Genomic DNA, 15,928 nt, shown 5'->3' with positions numbered 1-15,928 from the left:
CGGCACGTTCGAGAACTAGGTGCCGACCGGACGGTTGGCCTTGAGCATCGACCCGGCGTCGACGCGAATGTTCTGTCCCGTAATGAAGCGTGAGTCATCGCTCGCCAGGAAAGCCACGAGGTTGGACATGTCTTCGGGCTGAATGAACGGGACCGGCATGGCCTGCATCATGGTGAACGCGGGAATCGCATCCTCCCTGCCCGGGTTTTCCAAGTCTGGCCGGAACGCTTTGTACACGGTTTCGTGATTCAGCAATTGGGTGTCGCAGTTGGTGGGGTGGATGCAGTTGATCCGGATGAACTTGGGGGCGAGGTGCAGCGCTAACACCTCGGTGTACTGGGCGAGGATCCGCTTCGACCACGCGTAGGCGGCTCCGCCGAAGCCGAGCGCCGGGTTGTCCACGAGCCCAGGAATCATTCCGGCCGTCGACCCGGTGATGATGATGGAGGCACCGTCGTTCAGGTGTGGAAATGTCACGGCCATTGTGTGGTGTACGCCAAAGAGATCGATGTCAACACCATCGATCCACGACTGCCCGAGGTATTCGTCGTACATCGACTGCACGCCTGCGTTGGCGCACACGATGTCGAGCCGACCGAATTGGTCAACGCCCGCCCTGACCGCTTCTGCGAGCTGCTCTCGCGAACGGACGTCTCCGACACGGGCGACGATGCGACCCCCGCGATCCTCAACCTCCTTGACCGTCTGTTCAAGTTCCTCTTTCGAGGCCATCGGATAGGGAACACTGGGGACCGGTTCGCAGATGTCGACCGCGATGATGTCGGCGCCCTCTTCGGCAAGGCGGATCGCATGGGCACGTCCCTGCCCATGCCCTGCGCCGGTGATAAACGCAACTTTGCCTTTCAGGCGCATCAGTTCTCCTAGGGTGATCTGATCTGAAATGTGCGACCGACTTTTCCTAAGATAACTAGAAAAGTCAAGGGCTCCCGACGGCCGCTACCCGCACCCTGGCTAGCGATCGCGCTCGACCTGGCGCGCTGAACGGGGGCGGATCGCAGACCACGCGCGCTTACTTGCTCGGCGTGCGATACTTGGCGGTTGTTAGATATTGCGCGAAATTTGACGCTCGTCAGGAGGGCTGACCACAGCATGGCGCGACCGAGCCGCAAACGTAGTGCACCCTCGAACCGCGCGTCGTCTGAGCCACGACGGCCCGCATCCCTGGGGCGTCCGCCGGTAATCAGCCTCGACGACATATTGGAGACCGCAACCAAACTCGCCGGACAAGTCGGTGTGGGGGCACTGACCATGAGCATGCTCGCCGACAGCCTTGGCGTGACTGCCGCCGCGCTCTACCATTACATCCGCAGCAGGGAAGCTCTGGTTGCTCTAGTGGTTGACGCGGCTTTAAACCGTGTCAAGGAGCCGCCGCCTGGACCGTGGGACCTCCGGCTGCGGACGTTTGAACGCTCAGTGCGGAGCGAGCTAAGACGCATACGCTTAATGCTCCCGGAAACCTTCGAAGCCGGAAAACCGCGTGCTGCCTACCAACGTCTGTTTGAGACGGGCGTAAAGATACTGTCCGAGACGGGTGCGGGCACGCAAGAAGTGATGCTTGCATACGCAACCGTGGCCGCATTTATGACGGGTCAGCTGTGGTTCGACAACTCAACACAAAACGCGGGCAGCGGAGAAGCCACGTATTTTAGTGTGTCGGGCGCCGAGGGTGTCTTCGATAGCGACGACCTGTTCGAGTATGGGCTAGCCACAGTCATCGATGGCGTCCGGAAACGCTTGGTCCCCTAGGCGAATTCATCTAGCGTCATGGCCGCACGTAGAGGCAATTGATGGATACTCCCCGCTATTCCACAGTCCTGTCATAGAAATCCAGGGTCTGCATATGGACGAACAACGGGTCACAAACAGCCAGATCGCGCGGCACAGAATTGCGGTGCCACGGATACCAACCACGCGGGTATTCGCCCCCGAAGCTGTGCAAGACCGCCCTTTTAATCCCGGATCGAGTTGGCGGCAAAGACGTTGCGGCGCAGATGTTTCAGGCACTCGCGGCGCCGCTGCCACGATCCGCCCGTCACCTCGTGAACGGCGCAACCTCGCACTGCCCAGACCATGAAAGTGGGCTACGCTCAAAGGATTCGAAGGCCGCTACTCCACGACGGCGCCCGGGCCGGAGTACGGCGCCCCCAATCGCTGCACCGGCCGGTACCCGCGCTTGCGTGCCCGGGCGGCAGCCTGCCGGATCAGCGCGTACACACCGACGAACCCGCCGAAGTCGGCCGGCCCCAACGGCGTCATCAACCGGTTGTGCACCACGCTGATCGCCAGGCCCATCTTGGGGTAACTCCAGCCGAATGAGCCGCCCAAGCCCATGTGACCGAAGCCCGGCATGCCGATCGGGAACGCATGGTAGCCAAGGTGGAAAGCCAACGGTATGAAGATGTTTCGGTCCCGCTGTAGATTCCGTTCGCCGACAAGACCCGTGACCAGGCGACGCGACAAGAACCGCGTGCCGTCGACCTCTCCCCCGTTGGCGATCGCCCCGTACATGCGGGCCAGCGCCCGGGCCGTCGCGAAGCCGGTGACAGCCGGAATCTGCGCATCCAGCATGTCGTTGTCACCTTTGATGGCCGAGGTGACACCGGGAAAGTACATTGAGCGGTACGCGCCCGAAACGCGGTCGGCGACCCGCTGTAGGGCACAGGTGAGGATCGGATGTGCCGTCATGTTCTGTGGCGCGATGATGTCGGACGCTCGGGTAGGTGATTCGGCGGGTGGCCGGCCCAGGTGGAAGCCGTCGGTGTTCAGCGGTTTGGCGAGCTCCTCCCGGAACAGGATCCGCATGTCCTTGCCGGTGACCGCCCTCGCGAGTCCAGACATCAGCCAGCCGAACGTGAGTGCGTGATAAGCGGGTTGGCCGAAGAGGCGGCCCGGCGAGGCCGCGGCCAACCGCTCCTCCATCTCGATGTGGTTAAACACGCTTGCCTGCGTGGCCCCGCGAAGACCCGACAGGCCGGCGGTGTGCCTCATCACCTCACGAACCGTCAAGTCCGCCTTGCCGTTGGCAGCGAATGCATGCCAGTAGTCGGCGACGGGTGCCTCGTAGTCGATCAGCCCTCGGTCGGCCAGGCGATGGATCACCGTAGCGGCCATGCCCTTGGTCGCTGAGAACAGCATCGGCGCGGTGTCTGCAGACCAGCGCACGCGGCCGTCCCGGTCTGCCCGCCCCTTCCAGACATCGATGACGGGCTGTCCGTCGAGATAGACCGCCAAGGCTCCACCGCCGAGGCGACCGCCGGGAAACAATGTGGAGAACGCACGAACGACACATTCGAAGTGGGCATCCGCGGCGCCGAACACGCCGTGCCCTAAGTCGAGGGCGTCGTGGGACGGAACTGCGCGGGAATGGGCTGCGACGTCTGCCATCACGTGCAAGCACCCTCGACTTTCAGTTGGATCATCTCATCCTCGGTCTTGCCGAGCTCGCGTAGGATATCGTCGGTGTGCTCCGCGAACAGGGGCCCGCGCGCACCAGACGGGGGACGTTCGTCGAACTGGACGGGGTTCGCAACGAGTTGGCGACTGGTTCCCTCGGCGTCGATCACATCAACGAGGTAGCCGTTGGCCAGAACCTGCGGATCGGCACCGACCTCCAGCTGATTCTGCAACGCAGCCCACTGGCCCTCCAGTGTCTGCAGTCGGTTCAGCCAGTACGAAAGAGGTTGGGACGCAATCGCGCGCGCGACTTCGTCGGCGATTTCCTTCGTGTGCTCCATAATTCCCTCGGCCGTCGCGAAACGCTGATCATCCAGCAAATGGTCGAGGCCAAGGTGTTTGCAAGTGTCGGCGAAGTAGCGTCCTGGTTGCAGGATCGCCAAAGAAAGCCAGCGATCGTCCGATGTGCGCAGCAAGCCGACGAACGGGTTGGCTACGGCCGCAACCGGAGCAGTTAGCGGCGGGGGTTCGATATTGGTCCCGGTCATCAGAGCATTCGAAACATTTAACGCCATGGACCACAGCCCGAGGCCGAGCAGTGATACGTCGACCACCGAAGGCTCGCCGGTCGCCTCGCGGGCAAATAGCGCAGCCGCGATTCCACCGGCAATGGTCATTCCGCCGATGGTGTCGCCATACGCCCCCCCTGGCATCGAAATCGGTCGGGGGCAGTCCGGGGGCGTCGCACTCCATGCACTACCGCCGCGACACCAGAACGTCGTGCCGTCGAAGCCGCCGCTCTCTGCGTCGGGCCCACGCTGACCGTTGGCGCTGCCCCGTACATAAATGATGTTGGGATTCACCTTTCGCAAGTCGTCGACGTCAATTTTCAGTCGACGGCGGGCATCGGGAAGAAAATTGGTGAGGAAGACGTCTGCGGTGCGAGCAAGATCCATCAGCACCCCATAGCCGGCCGCCGTGTCGACCGCTAGGCCGATGCTGCGCTTTCCTCGATTCGGATGGTCCATGATCGGCGCGAACGAACCCTCCGCCGGGGCGTAGGGACCGATGCGAAGGCCGCGTTGCGCGTCGCCCGTCTCGGCATGTTCGACTTTGATGACGTCTGCGCCCCACTCCGTCAATACGGCGCCAGCCGCCGGCGTGAAAGTGAACTGCGCAACTTCCAAGACCCTGACACCCGCCATGGGTAGATGAACCACGGAACCTCCTTGTACCGGTACCCGAAACTTCTTCGTACGTGGCGCGAAAACAATTGTCTGAGGTCCAAGACGCATGCCCCGCAGCCGCAATTTTCTAACTATACTAGAAAGCCCCAAGTTATCCACGCCCACCACTCGCCCGTAAGAGTCTCAGGCACTACCGCATCTCGATCGGCGTGAGAAAAATGCCCTGTGGCGTGCCCTGGCGCGTTTTCTAATCTTGTTTTACAACTGCTCGCGTGCGGATCTACACTCACATCGTGCCGATCCGATCCCAGATGCGGTTCCTCAAGATGTACGCGCCAAGCCTTGCAGTCGGATTCGCCGACGACGCGACGCACATTATTGCTCGCAAGGTGCGCAGGAAACCCCCGCCGGCCGGCGTCGAGATCACCGACTTCGATCCACTTGATGCGGAGATGGCCGCGGACCCTTACCCCCACTATCGGAACCTCCTGGCGGGTGGGCCCGTTCACTACAATCCGAGACGCGACATCTTCATCCTGAGCCGATACGAGGACGTGCGCGCCGGCGCCCGGGCCAGTGACGTGCTGTCCAGTGCGGATGGCATCGCTTATAGCCGGATGCGTGCAGACGCTCTGTTGACGGTGGATCCACCGCGGCATACGGCAATGCGCAAGCAGGCGCAACCGGCCTTCACCCGCGGAGCCCTGCAGTCATGGCAAGACACGGTCGAGAGGCTTTGCGTCGACCACACGGCCCCTTTGTTCACCGGCTCGTCGGTAGACGTCGTACAGACACTCGCCGAGCCATTGCCCACCGCCGTGATCGCGCACATCCTCGGCATCGCCGATGACGATCTCGCGGCCTTCAAGGAATGGTCCAACGAGACGGTTCGCTTGGCCAACGCGAATATGTCGCCGTCCGGGCTGCGGCAAGGGGTAGCGGGGATCCGAGCGATCGGACATTTCCATGCGTACTTCACCAGGAAGCTAAGCCAGGGGGAGTTACTCGATGACCACACGGTGTTGGGCAGACTGGTGGCGAACAACCACGAGGGCAAACTCAGCAACGATGAGTTGTTCTTCTTTGCCTTCTTGCTGCTGCTCGCCGGCAACGAGACCACCACAAACATGCTCGGCACACTGTTTTTGACGTTGTCCGAAAACGCCGACCAGCTGCGGCTCCTGCAACAGCGCCCAGAGCTGATCGGCAGCGCCATAGAAGAGCAGCTGCGCTACTTTTCGCCAATCCAAGGCCTGTACCGCACGGCGCGTTCCGACTACGTCGTGGGCAAGGCGACAATTCCCGCCGGGTCGCGCGTGTTGCTGCTCTGGGGGGCGGCCAACCGGGACCCCCGTCAGTTCGAGGATCCCGACGAGTTTCGAGTGCAACGCAATCCCACCGGACACGTCGCGTTCGGCTCGGGAGTTCATCTGTGCCTGGGCGCCCATCTGGCCCGGTTGGAAGGCCACACCGTGCTGCGCGAGATCGTCGATCACGTGGACCGCATCGACATCCTGGGAGCGCCCGGCTGGCGCACGAATCCCACCCTGCGGGGGCTCGCTAAACTCAACGTGCGGGTGACTCGCCGCGACGCAGCCACCGACCCCGCCGATTTCGCGGACGCCCAGATATGACTCAGCAGACCAACTTCCGATGTCCTGACTGACTGATTGCAATTCAGGGTGGCGAATTCCAATGTTTCATAGGGTAATTGGTGCCGAGCTCCAAACGCCTTCGGCGCGTGGGCGCCCATCATCGATCGTGACGCTCATGGCCGGTCGATGTGCGCCGTTGTAGGCCGCAGCGCCACCACCTTCGAGCGGGGCCTGTCATCGTCCTGGCCTCGAATACAGGGGGCCGAGTGTGTCGAACCGGGTGATGAGATCACTCTCGACATTGAGCGGGTGGTTAAGCCCACGACAGAAAGGAATGGTCAGTGAAAAAGGAAGACATGATTTTGATCAGTGTCGATGACCACACCGTCGAGCCACCGGACATGTTCAAGAATCATCTGCCACAGCGGTATGCCGATGATGCGCCGCGGCTGGTGCACAACCCGGACGGCTCCGACGTCTGGAAGTTCCGTGACACCGTCATCCCCAACGTCGCGCTGAACGCGGTAGCGGGTCGCCCCAAAGAGGAGTATGGGCTGGAACCCCAGGGCCTCGACGAGATTCGGCCTGGCTGTTACAACGTCGACGAGCGCATCAAGGACATGAACGCCGGCGGCATCCTCGCCTCGATCTGCTTCCCCTCTTTCCCCGGCTTCGCCGGGCGGCTGTTCGCCACTGAGGACCACGACTTCTCCATCGCGCTTGTGCAGGCCTATAACGACTGGCACATCGAGGAATGGTGTGGCGCCTACCCGGCACGATTCATCCCGATGGCAATCCCGGTGATCTGGGACGCCGAGGAATGCGCCAAAGAGGTGCGGCGGGTCGCGAAGAAGGGCGTGCACGCGCTGACCTTCACCGAGAACCCGGCCGCGATGGGCTACCCCAGCTTCCACGACGACTACTGGAAGCCACTATGGGATGCGTTGTGCGACAACAACACCGTGATAAACATCCACATCGGTTCCTCAGGCCGGCTCGCGATCACCGCACCCGATGCGCCACTGGACGTGATGATCACCCTTCAGCCGATGAACATCGTCCAAGCTGCGGCGGATCTGTTGTGGTCCAAGCCGATCAAGGAATATCCGGACTTGAAGATTGCCCTTTCTGAGGGTGGCACCGGCTGGATTCCTTACTTCCTCGAGCGTGCCGATCGCACCTATGAGATGCACTCGACGTGGACGCACCAGGATTTCAAGGGCAAGTTGCCCAGCGAGGTGTTCCGCGAGCACTTCCTGACCTGCTTCATCAGCGACAAGGTCGGCGTCACGCTGCGCAACATGATCGGCATCGACAACATCTGCTGGGAAGCCGATTACCCGCACAGCGACTCGATGTGGCCCGGCGCGCCGGAAGAGCTGTGGGCCGTGCTGTCGGCGAACAACGTGCCAGACGACGAGATCGACAAGTTGACTCACGAGAACGCGATGCGCTGGTATTCCTTCGACCCGTTCGCCCACATCAGCAGGGACCAGGCGTCAGTCGGTGCTTTGCGCAAGGCCGCCGAGGGCCACGACGTATCCATTCAGGCGCTCAGCCACCACAAAGACACGAAGTCAGGCTCGTCGGTCGTCGATGTGGTCGCTATTCAGAAAGAACTATCCGGCATCAAAGACTGACGCACCGCCACAGCGCACGACGCACCGCGGCCTGAGCTAGATTTCTAGAACCACTAGAAAATGCTGTGTCGGCTCGGCTAGCATTTTTCGCATGCCCAAACCGCCGTTGTCGATGAAGCCCACCGGCTGGTTCCAGGTTGCGTGGTCCGATGAAATCGGCGTTGGCGACGTCCGCAGGATGACCTACTTCGGCGAAGAAATGATCGCCTGGCGGGCCGAGTCCGGCCGATTGACGGTCATGAGCGCCTTCTGCGAACACCTCGGCGCACACCTTGGTTTCGGTGGAAAAGTCGTCGGCGAGGTGTTGCAGTGTGGGTTTCATGGCTGGCAATGGAGCCAGGAGGGCCGCAACGTCTGTATTCCCTACCAGAATCGCCCGAATCGAGGCAGGCGGATTCGCACGTATCCGGTGGTGGAGCGCAACGAGTCGGTCTATATCTGGCATGACGTACAAGGTCGAGAACCGTATTTCGACGCGCCCGACGTGTTCGCCGACTTCAACGACGGCAGCAGCCCCGACGACTTCCACCGACCGCGCAGGTTGTACTGCGAGCGACTGGAAATACATCCGCAATACGTGCAGGAAAACGGCGTTGACTTCGCCCACTTCAGGTATGTGCACGGTACTCCTGAGGCAGTCTTCACCCGGCACGACTTCGCCGAGCCGGTCTCCTTCGTCGACTTCAAGCTCGCTTTCGCCTTCGGTGCGGCAGATAGCGACGAGGCACAAACCGAAGTCGCCGAAAGCTACGTAGAAGCCATCAACGGCGGCCTTGGAGTGACAGTGACCAGGAGCTATGGCTTGCTCGCCGGCCGCACGGTTCAGGGGGTCACCCCGGTCGACGACTACACCAGCGACGTCCGATTCACCGCTTACATCGGTCGAGATGACGCCGCCTACTCCGAAGCCGATGCGCAGGTCTTCAGCCAAGAAGTGATTAAGCAATTCGAGCAGGACATCGTCATCTGGCAGCACCAGCGCTATTCGGACCCGCCCGCGCTGGCGACCGCGGAATACGAGGGATTCACCGCAATTCGACGGTGGGCCAAGCAGTTCTATCCGGACGGTATCGGCGGAAGTGCCGCCGAGGTGTACGCCGCACAGGGAAGTGGGGGCACACGTTGACGCTGCGCGTCGTTCACTGCGGTACCGGGGTCACGGGACGTGAGGCGCTGCGCGCCATCATCGAGGACCCGGCACTCGAACTCGTCGGCCAGTACGTCAGCACACCGGAAAAGGTAGGTAAAGATGCCGGGGAGCTCTGCGGGCTCCCTACCACCGGGGTCCTCGCGACTGGCGACCTGGACGCTGTGGTGGGATTGAAGGCGGACTGCCTTTGTTATGCCGGCAATGCCGTGGGTCGTGAGCTCGAAGCCGTCGGAGAGATGGCCAAGTTCCTGCGTGCTGGGACCAACGTGGTCACGTTTGCCGTGGTCGAGATCAGCTACCCAGGCGCGACGCCACCCGAGTTTCGAGAGATCATCGAGTCGGCATGCGAGAGCGGCGGCGCGTCGCTGTACGCCACCGGAAGCGAACCCGGAGCGATGAGCATGAACGTCCCGGCGGCGCTGCTCTCGATGTCCGGCGAGGTGACCGGATATCGCGAGCAGCAGTTCACTCCCGACCTCGCGAACGACTACCCGCTCGAGGCGGTGCTGCGCGAATCGATGGGATTCGGGAAGCCCGACGGCTTTGTGCCGCCGCGAATTTCCGACGGAACGGTCGAGACCCGGTGGACGCCGGAGATCTGGTTTATCGCAGACCTTTTGGGGATCAAGCTCGACGGCATCAGACTGGAATGGGAGACGGCGGCCTCCCCTGTCGACATCGTGACCACCAACGTCGGGACCTATCCGGCCGGCACAATCTGTGGGTACTACTGGCAGCTCGCCGGCGTCGTGGGCGACAAGCCGGTGGTTTCTATCGAATACATCGCCCAGATCACCCGTGACGCGCAGGTTCCCGATCACTGGCCGCGTCTGCCGGCGGGCATAGACGGAGCGATCGCTTACACGGTGGAAGGGCGACCAACGTATCGAGCACTGTTGATGCCGGATCCGATGCCCGACGGGATAACCTCTGGCCTCCCCATGACCGCACTTGCCGCGACGAATGCGATCCCCGCGGTCGTCGCAGCCCGGTCCGGGCACCTGTCACCGGTCGATCTACCCTTCTACGCTTCCCGGCGCGCAGGATCGCGACGGTGAAGCACTCCGTCCGAAGGCCTCGAATCACCGGGGTCGCGCAATGAGCTCAAAAACGTACCGCGTCGCGCATTACGGCACGGGTGACACCGGCGCACAGGCCCTACGGGAGGTGATCGCCCGCCCCGACCTCGAGCTGGTCGGGCATCTGGTGCACACGCCGGAGAAGGCCGGCCGCGATTCAGGAGAAATCGTCGGCATCAATCCGGTCGGGCTCAGTGCGACAACTGATTTCGACGAATTTCTCTCCTGCGACGCTGACTGTGTGACCTACTTCGCGACCGATTTCGGGCGCGAGGACAGTCAGGTCATCGATGAGATGGCCGCCATACTCGCGTCCGGGAAGAACATCGTCACTTCGACGATGCCAATGTTGTCGTACCCGCCCTTGGTGCCACGCGAGATCACCGATCGTCTCGAGGATGGCTGTAAGGCTGGTAAGACCTCCTTCTTCTGCAGCGGTATCGCACCTGGGTACACCACCGACGCGTTCATCATCGCCTGTGGCAGTGTCTCGCATGCGATCAAGTCGATCACTCTTTCCGAGCGGGTGTTCATGGCCACCTACCAGGATCCAATGGTCTTCAGCTTCATGGGATTCGGTCAGGGACCCGACGAGCCCGCGATGGTCGACAGCGCAGGAATCGGCGGGTGGTTGGGGCCGTTCACGGCCGTGGCCAAGACGCTCGGTGCAACGTTCGACGAAGTCCGCACCCGACGCGAGGTTGCAGTGGCCGATGCCGACTACGAGTGTTTGGCCGGCCCGATCCCCAAAGGGACTGTGGCGACTGTGCGCTTCGTCCACGAAGCTTTCGTTGGCGGCACACCGCGCATCACCATGAGCATCATCTACTCAATGATCGACAAGGTAGTTGACGACTGGGCCCCGGTCGTCAACGGGACACCTGATGCCAACGTGCGCACCAGTCAGGTCGTCATCGACGGTACGCCCAAGGTGGATGTGACTCTGAGCCTTTCGGGCGGCGATCAACCCGGAGTCGACGCGACCGCCGGGCGCGTCGTGAACGCAATCCCCACTACTTGTGACGCGGCGCCGGGACTGTATAGCTGCCTGGACATGCCCGTATGGGGCCGTGCGGATTTCGGCCAATGAGAACCCAGACAATACGACCGGCCATCTGGGAGGTTTATGACATGGCCAACGGTGTCCGTCCATGAAGGGCGCCGCAACGGAGCTGACGCGATGACAAGCGAGCTAAAGCGCATCGCGGTGATCGGTGCTTCGAGCGGCCTCGGTCGCAGCATCGCGATCGGTTTGAGTAAGCGGGGTCATCAGGTCGCCCTACTCGCGCGCCGGCGTGAGCGCCTGACCAATGCCGCCCGCGAGGCCGGTAACGGTGCGGTCGCCGTGGTGTGTGACGTTACCGATCCCACCTCGTGCCAGCGGGCCACAGACGACGTACTGAGTGAATTCGGTGGCTTGGACACGCTCGTTTACAGCGCCGGCATGGGCGTCCTTGCTCCACTGGCCGAAACGACCGCGGAGCAGTGGGCGGCGCTGTTCGCAACCAACGTGACCGGAGCGTCGCTGGTCACCGCGGCGATGCTGCCGCACCTCGGTCGCAGCAACGGATCGGCCATCTATCTGTCCTCACTCAGCGCGGACTACACCACCCCGTGGCCGATGCTCGGTGCCTACGCAGTTACCAAGGCCGCGCTGGACAAGCTGGTCGTGGCATGGCGGGTGGAACACCCGGAAGTCGGCTTTACCAGTATGGCCCTCGGGGACTGCCCTGGCGGGGAAGGCGAGTCGACCACGGAGATTAATAAGAACTGGGATCCGGCGGTTCTCGAGGCGGCAATTCAAACCTGGATGCAGGAAGGCCACTTGCACGGTGGAATAGTCGATGTCGAACACCTCACCGGTGTCGTGGATTCCGTTATTCGCTGTGGCAACAGCAGCTTCATCCCACAGCTGACCGTCGCTGCGCGAATCCAACCCACGGCCGCTCCGTAACCACTACTCCGCCAACAGGTTAACGTGGCCGATAAAATCACCCTCACTGACCGTGTGGCTATCGTAACCGGCGGGGGTCGAGGGCTGGGCGAGGGATATGCCCACGAACTCGCTCGTCGAGGCGCGCAGGTGGTTGTGCACGACAACGGATCCGATCCGGCAGGTAACGGGTCCGATTCCGCACCAGCGGAATCCGTGGCCGATGCGATCGTGGCCGCCGGCGGTCGAGCGGTTCCGTGCACCAGCGACGCGAGCACCGAGTCGGGAGGCGCTCAAGCGGTCGATCTTGCGCTACGTGAGTTCGGCAAGCTCGACATCATCGTCGCGAACGCGGGCAATATCGCTTCTGCGCCGCTCTCCGAGTACTCCACCGGAGCGTTCGAATCGGCACTGAGAAACCACCTTAAGGCTGCATTCCATGTTGTCAGGCCGGGCTTCGCGGCGATGAAGAACGCCGGTTACGGACGGTTGGTCTTCGTGTCCTCAGCGGCCGGCGTATTCGGGCAGCCGGGATTGCTCGGCTACGCGACCGCGAAGACCGGGATGCTCGGCATGATGAACGTCGCGGCCATCGAGGGAGCCGAATTCGGCATCACCGCCAACGCGATCATGCCGATGGCCTCGACCCGAATGGCCGCCGCGCTTTTCGGTGAGGCAGTCGAAACACCCGAGGCGCGCGAGTTTTTGGACTCGTTGCGCGTCGATCAGGTCGCGCCTGTTGTCGCGTATCTCGCCAGCGAGCGGTGCACGAGAACGCACACGGTCTTCAGCGCGTTTCAGGGGCGTGTGGCCAGACTGCAGATCGGCGTGACACGAGGCTGGTTCAGTCCCGACCGCGCTTTCACTGCCGAGGACGTCGAAGCCCACCTATCGGAAATCGACGATACGAAAGACCTTCTCGTGCCGACCATCATCTTCGACGAGATCGCCCATGCCGCCTCGGCAGCCGATGCGGCCATGCCGCCCGAGCCCGATCCGGGCCCGTGATCGGTCGCGGCCAGCGGGGCGTGCGAACCAGGAGGATGCGTTGCTTGTTCCGAGCCATTCCGGCACCTTCCCTCGGCTGTGGGCCGACTCATTCGTCGCCGAAACGGCCGACCAGTGTCGACTTCCAGTACTGTCCGAGCTCCTTTCCGTCCGGGTCCAGTGTCCGTGCAACCAGGTAACGTGACCCGACCCATCCACGGTGCATCCAGCGCCCGAAAGAGATTCGGGTACCGGCCGATCCACACGCAGCAGGCAGCATCTTCACCCGTTCAATGGATTCCTTCACGGCGAGCGGGGATAGCGGCTTCGCGCCGGCCAGCGCATGCAGGACGACCATTGCCAAGTCTCGAAACAGCAACGGAGCGTAGAAGGCTGGCCGATGGCCGTACACGGCCTCATAGTCGTCGAGGAACTGCTGCGCGACTTGATTGCCCTCGTCGTACTGTTCAAGGCCGATCCATCCCCTGGTGGCATCCCACAGGTGCTCGTTGAACGCAGTCTCGAAAGCGGTGCCTAGGTATCTCGGTGGATTCCACCCCAGCTTGTCGAGCGCGGCGTTGATCCCGGCGTGGCCGAGCCCGAAGCCGCAGTGAATGATGGCCTCAGCTCCAGATCGATGGATCCGCTCGATCGCTGCTGAGACGTCCTGACCCGTCTGCGATACGTTCTCCTCGACCAGGATCTTGATACCTTCCGCGCTGGCGGCGCGGCGGAAGTTCTCTGCGTAGTTGTGGCCGATGTATGCCTGCTCGATCAGCATCCCAACAGTGGAGTGGCCGTGTTTCTTCAAGATCTGCGCCCAGAAGATCGGCTCGTCGGTCATGGATCCGTTTGGGAGCACGAAGGTCCACTTGCCGAGCCATTCCTCAGACCCGCAAACGCTGATCGCCGGCACGCGGAACCGGCGCTCGATCTCGGGGCGAAGCGGGATGGCGTTGTCGCTGATGCCCGGCCCGATGACTACAAGGCATCCCTCGTCGACGAGCTCACCGAACGCGTTGACCACCGCCCTGACGTTGCCCCGCGGCAGACCCTGCACCGTCCTGGAAACAAGCTCTACGGGCCGGTGAATCACCCCCGATTCGTATCCCCGACCAAACACCAAGTCCATCGGGTTGGTGTATATGGTCTGGTCGTCGATCGCAGCGCTCCCGGCGATGTAGTCGGTCAGGAAGCCCACCTTGATCGGCTCGATTCCGGCCGCATCGGACATCCCAAACCTCCGTAGAACGGCGTTCAGAACTGCACTAGGTGGGCAGGGCGAGCCGGCTCACGACAACAACTTTGATCGGTGAGACAGCAGGTCGCCCGGTTTACGGCGGCAATCATAGCCCTGCCGAGCCAGTCAGGTCATTTGGCTTCGTCACCGACGGGCCACCCCACAAGCTTTGTCTCGGTGAAGATCTCAAGCCCCTCTATGCCACACTGACGACCGATGCCCGACATTTTGTAGCCGCCGAACGGTGCGTCCGCTCCGTACCATATTCCGCCGTTGACGCTCAGTGTGCCGGTCCGGATTCTGCGGGCGACCGCTAGCGCCCGTTCGTGATCGGCCGAGTGGATGCCGCCCGAGAGGCCGTACGTGCTGTCGTTGGCGATGCGAACGGCGTCGTCGTCACTGTCATGAGCGATCACACTTAGAACGGGTCCGAAAACCTCTTCTTGAGCAATGCGCATATCGTTGGTGACATTCGCGAACAGAGTCGGCTCGACGAAGAAGCCTTTCTCGAAATGTGTCGGGATTCCACCCCCGAATACGGTGGTAGCTCCCTGTTCGCGCGCACTGTCAAATAAGCCGATGATCCGCTGTTGCTGAGTCTTGTTGATCTGTGGACCCTGCATGTTCTCGAATACGCTGGGGTCACCGTACTTCCAGTTCTCGAAACTGGTCTTGCAGATCTCGACCGCTTCGTCGTACCTGCTGCGAGGCACCAGCAGCCGAGAAGCTTGTGCGCAAGCCTGACCGCCGTGGATGCACGCCATGGCAGCGGTGGCCAACACCTCCTCGAGCGGCGCGTCATCGAGTATGACCAGTGCCGACTTACCGCCCAGCTCCAGGAACACGTCTTTGATGGTGGATGCCGCCGCCTCCATGATGCGACGCCCTGTACCGGTCGACCCAGTGAACGCGATCATGTCGACGTCGGGCGAGCGAGTGAGTACCTCGCCGACCGAGTGGTCTCTCGACGGCACCACGTTGACGACGCCGGGCGGAATCTCGGTTTTCTCAGCGATGAGCCGACCGATGCGGGTCGCATTGAACGGTGTGTCCGGGGCGGGCTTCAGCACGCAGGTGTTTCCCATCGCCAGGATTGGCCCGAGCTTGGTGAGGGTCAGCTCGGCGGGAAAGTTCCACGGGACGATGGCCCCGACGACGCCCTTCGGCTCCTTCCACACCACCCGCTCGGTTTGCATACCCCAACCCAGCGCGTCGGCCGGCCCCAGCGATCGAGACCACTCGAACTTGTCGATCATGTCGCGTGGCCAGGTGATGGCGTGCTTGAGCGGCGCGTCGAGATGCGGGCCGTAGGTCAAGGCAATCGGGGCGCCCACCTCGGCCACGAGCTCCTGTCGAAGTTCTTCCTGCTCACTTTCGAGCGCCGCCTGAAGCTGATCGAGACAACGCTTGCGAAGTTCCGTGTCGATCGCCCAGGAGGTGTTGTCGAAGGCGTTCCGTGCGGCGGCCACCGCGTTCGCCATATCCGACGCCGAACCGTTGGCAACGTGCCCCAACGACTCCTCGGTCGTCGGATTGATGTTGTCGAAGACATTTCCGCCGTCCGCTTCAACGAGTTTGCCGTCGATCAGCATGCGCATTTCACCCATGCGGGTAGCCTAGTCGACTTAGTAATGTATATTCAATAATTCACCGTAGGGTTTCTGTGGACGGATCTTGGCCTCGACCGACAGCTGAAAAGGTTG

General features: G+C 62.2%; 13 protein-coding genes. 8 read left to right on the top strand and 5 right to left on the bottom strand.

Annotated features, from left to right (window positions below; all coding sequences use genetic code 11):
* Nucleotides 1-15: 15 nt before the first annotated feature.
* Entirely contained in the window at nucleotides 16-873 is an 858-nt protein-coding gene (locus A5686_RS23715) for a mycofactocin-coupled SDR family oxidoreductase (RefSeq protein WP_067939397.1), read from the bottom strand.
* Nucleotides 874-1,218: 345 nt separating this feature from the next.
* Between A5686_RS23715 and A5686_RS23710 the strand changes: the two genes are divergently transcribed.
* On the top strand, nucleotides 1,219-1,767 hold the full coding sequence (locus tag A5686_RS23710) for a TetR/AcrR family transcriptional regulator (RefSeq protein WP_197520681.1): 549 nt from the start codon (nucleotides 1,219-1,221) through the stop codon (nucleotides 1,765-1,767).
* Nucleotides 1,768-2,127: 360 nt separating this feature from the next.
* Here A5686_RS23710 and A5686_RS23705 read toward each other — a convergent pair whose 3' ends face one another.
* A complete protein-coding gene (locus A5686_RS23705; RefSeq protein ID WP_067939392.1) occupies nucleotides 2,128-3,405 on the bottom strand; it encodes a serine hydrolase domain-containing protein in 1,278 nt (425 codons plus the stop codon).
* A complete protein-coding gene (locus tag A5686_RS23700) occupies nucleotides 3,405-4,634 on the bottom strand; it encodes a CaiB/BaiF CoA transferase family protein (protein ID WP_369829739.1) in 1,230 nt (409 codons plus the stop codon). Before A5686_RS23700 ends, A5686_RS23705 begins: the two co-directional genes overlap by 1 nt.
* A gap of 260 nt (nucleotides 4,635-4,894) precedes the next feature.
* On the opposite strand from A5686_RS23700, the gene A5686_RS23695 reads away from it, so the two are divergent.
* The 7 genes from A5686_RS23695 (at nucleotide 4,895) to A5686_RS23665 (ending at nucleotide 13,006) form a co-directional block, all read left to right on the top strand.
* Nucleotides 4,895-6,235, top strand: a complete 1,341-nt coding sequence (locus A5686_RS23695) for a cytochrome P450 (RefSeq protein ID WP_231986465.1) — start codon at nucleotides 4,895-4,897, stop codon at nucleotides 6,233-6,235.
* A gap of 302 nt (nucleotides 6,236-6,537) precedes the next feature.
* Entirely contained in the window at nucleotides 6,538-7,836 is a 1,299-nt protein-coding gene (locus A5686_RS23690) for an amidohydrolase family protein (RefSeq protein WP_067939384.1), read from the top strand.
* Nucleotides 7,837-7,927: 91 nt separating this feature from the next.
* Nucleotides 7,928-8,962: a Rieske 2Fe-2S domain-containing protein gene (locus tag A5686_RS23685; protein ID WP_067939383.1), complete on the top strand. Its 1,035-nt coding sequence runs from the start codon at nucleotides 7,928-7,930 to the stop codon at nucleotides 8,960-8,962.
* Nucleotides 8,959-10,044 (top strand): dihydrodipicolinate reductase, encoded by a 1,086-nt coding sequence (locus A5686_RS23680; RefSeq protein ID WP_156750212.1) that lies wholly within the window; start codon nucleotides 8,959-8,961, stop codon nucleotides 10,042-10,044. Before A5686_RS23685 ends, A5686_RS23680 begins: the two co-directional genes overlap by 4 nt.
* Nucleotides 10,045-10,084: 40 nt before the next feature.
* Nucleotides 10,085-11,155 (top strand): hypothetical protein, encoded by a 1,071-nt coding sequence (locus A5686_RS23675; RefSeq protein ID WP_067939381.1) that lies wholly within the window; start codon nucleotides 10,085-10,087, stop codon nucleotides 11,153-11,155.
* Nucleotides 11,156-11,245: 90 nt separating this feature from the next.
* Entirely contained in the window at nucleotides 11,246-12,019 is a 774-nt protein-coding gene (locus A5686_RS23670; protein WP_067939378.1) for an SDR family oxidoreductase, read from the top strand.
* 54 nt (nucleotides 12,020-12,073) lie between these two features.
* On the top strand, nucleotides 12,074-13,006 hold the full coding sequence (locus tag A5686_RS23665) for an SDR family NAD(P)-dependent oxidoreductase (protein ID WP_197520680.1): 933 nt from the start codon (nucleotides 12,074-12,076) through the stop codon (nucleotides 13,004-13,006).
* Nucleotides 13,007-13,094: 88 nt separating this feature from the next.
* Here the strand turns inward: A5686_RS23665 and A5686_RS23660 are convergent, their stop codons facing one another.
* Together A5686_RS23660 and A5686_RS23655 are read right to left on the bottom strand one after the other, a co-directional pair.
* The gene (locus tag A5686_RS23660) at nucleotides 13,095-14,219 is read right to left on the bottom strand and encodes an ABC transporter substrate-binding protein (RefSeq protein WP_067939375.1); all 1,125 of its coding nucleotides are present in this window, start codon (nucleotides 14,217-14,219) and stop codon (nucleotides 13,095-13,097) included.
* Between the two features lie 137 nt (nucleotides 14,220-14,356).
* The gene (locus tag A5686_RS23655; protein WP_067939620.1) at nucleotides 14,357-15,817 is read right to left on the bottom strand and encodes an aldehyde dehydrogenase family protein; all 1,461 of its coding nucleotides are present in this window, start codon (nucleotides 15,815-15,817) and stop codon (nucleotides 14,357-14,359) included.
* Nucleotides 15,818-15,928 lie beyond the last annotated feature (111 nt).

Origin of the sequence: Mycobacterium sp. E2479 (genome assembly GCF_001667925.1) — a bacterium.
GTDB lineage: Bacteria > Actinomycetota > Actinomycetes > Mycobacteriales > Mycobacteriaceae > Mycobacterium.
The sequence above is the reverse complement of the archived record's forward strand: the minus strand, read 5'-3'. Positions and strand labels throughout refer to the sequence as shown.

Excerpts from the sequence above, each read along its gene's own strand:
- A5686_RS23715 (WP_067939397.1), bottom strand. The coding sequence starts at position 873 with ATGCGCCTGAAAGGCAAAGTTGCGTTTATCACCGGCGCAGGGCATGGG.
- A5686_RS23705 (WP_067939392.1), bottom strand. The coding sequence starts at position 3,405 with ATGGCAGACGTCGCAGCCCATTCCCGCGCAGTTCCGTCCCACGACGCC.
- A5686_RS23685 (WP_067939383.1), top strand. The coding sequence starts at position 7,928 with ATGCCCAAACCGCCGTTGTCGATGAAGCCCACCGGCTGGTTCCAGGTT.
- A5686_RS23675 (WP_067939381.1), top strand. The coding sequence starts at position 10,085 with ATGAGCTCAAAAACGTACCGCGTCGCGCATTACGGCACGGGTGACACC.
- A5686_RS23670 (WP_067939378.1), top strand. The coding sequence starts at position 11,246 with ATGACAAGCGAGCTAAAGCGCATCGCGGTGATCGGTGCTTCGAGCGGC.
- A5686_RS23660 (WP_067939375.1), bottom strand. The coding sequence starts at position 14,219 with ATGTCCGATGCGGCCGGAATCGAGCCGATCAAGGTGGGCTTCCTGACC.
- A5686_RS23655 (WP_067939620.1), bottom strand. The coding sequence starts at position 15,817 with ATGCTGATCGACGGCAAACTCGTTGAAGCGGACGGCGGAAATGTCTTC.